Raw genomic sequence first — 1337 nt, 5'->3', positions numbered from 1 at the left:
GGCGTTTTGCCATTTTGATTCGCCGTCTCGATTAAGGCGGTGTCGATTTATCTATTTAGGAGCGCATTCATGGCTGTTGGTCTTGGTCCGTTGCCAACGTTGCACCCGGTTGCCGGTTTTGAACTCGGTATCGCCTCGGCGGGCATCAAGCGCCCAGGGCGCAAGGATGTCGTGGTCATGCGTTGCGCCGAAGGCTCGACGGTGGCCGGCGTGTTTACCCTCAACGCCTTTTGCGCAGCCCCCGTCATCCTGGCCAAGCAACGGGTCCAGGGGCCGGTGCGTTACCTGCTGACCAACACTGGAAACGCCAACGCCGGCACCGGTGCTCCAGGCCTGGCCGCCGCCGAGCGCACGTGCGCCAAACTGGCCGAGCTGACTGGCGTCGACGCCAGCCAGGTGCTGCCGTACTCCACCGGCGTGATCGGCGAACCGTTGCCGGTCGAGAAAATCGAAGGCGCGTTGCAGGCCGCTCTGGACGACCTATCGGAAAACAACTGGGCCGCTGCCGCTACCGGCATCATGACCACTGACACGCTGCCCAAGGGGGCCAGTCGTCAGTTTCAGCACGATGGCGTGACGGTCACCGTCACTGGCATCAGCAAAGGCGCCGGCATGATCCGCCCGAACATGGCGACCATGCTTGGCTACATCGCCACCGACGCCAAAGTCTCCCGGCAGGTGCTGCAAGACCTGATGCTCGACGGCGCCAACAAGTCGTTCAACCGCATTACCATCGACGGCGACACCTCCACCAACGACTGCTGCATGCTGATCGCCACCGGCAAGGCTGACCTGCCGGAAATTACCGAAGCCAGCGGTGCGCTGTTCGCCGCCCTCAAGCAGGCCGTGTTCGAAGTGTGCATGGAGGTGGCCCAGGCCATCGTCCGTGACGGCGAAGGCGCGACCAAGTTCGTGACCGTGCAGGTCAACGGTGGCGGCAACCATCAGGAATGCCTGGATGTCGGCTACACCGTGGCGCATTCGCCCCTGATCAAGACTGCACTGTTTGCCTCCGACCCGAACTGGGGCCGGATCCTCGCCGCCGTGGGCCGTGCCGGCGTGCCGAACCTGGACGTGAGCAAGATCGACGTGTTCCTCGGTGAAGTCTGCATCGCCAGCCAAGGCGCACGCGCCGCCACCTACACCGAAGCCCAGGGCGCGGCGGTGATGCAGCAGGAAGAAATCACCATTCGTATCGAGCTGGGACGGGGTGATTGCAGCGAAACGATCTGGACGACCGACCTGTCCCACGAGTATGTGAAGATCAACGCTGAGTATCGGACTTAACAGTTCGGGATCGAGTTGCGCCCATCGCGAGCAGGCTCGCTCCCACAGGG

At 63.1% G+C, this 1337-nt stretch carries 1 protein-coding gene; it reads left to right on the top strand.

All coding sequences use genetic code 11. The annotated features are described in order from the left end of the window. The first annotated feature begins 69 nt into the window (after positions 1–69). Complete coding sequence (gene argJ / locus HU811_RS26935; protein ID WP_186659148.1) at positions 70–1287, top strand: bifunctional glutamate N-acetyltransferase/amino-acid acetyltransferase ArgJ; 1218 nt, start codon at positions 70–72, stop codon at positions 1285–1287. The last annotated feature ends 50 nt before the right edge of the window (positions 1288–1337 follow it).

The sequence above is a fragment of the Pseudomonas tehranensis genome (assembly GCF_014268615.1).
GTDB lineage: Bacteria > Pseudomonadota > Gammaproteobacteria > Pseudomonadales > Pseudomonadaceae > Aquipseudomonas > Aquipseudomonas tehranensis.
This window is presented reverse-complemented; position numbering and strand designations above follow the sequence as displayed.

What these genes read in the sequence shown, in the direction of transcription:
- argJ (WP_186659148.1), top strand. Translation starts at nt 70, where the DNA reads ATGGCTGTTGGTCTTGGTCCGTTGCCAACGTTGCACCCGGTTGCCGGT.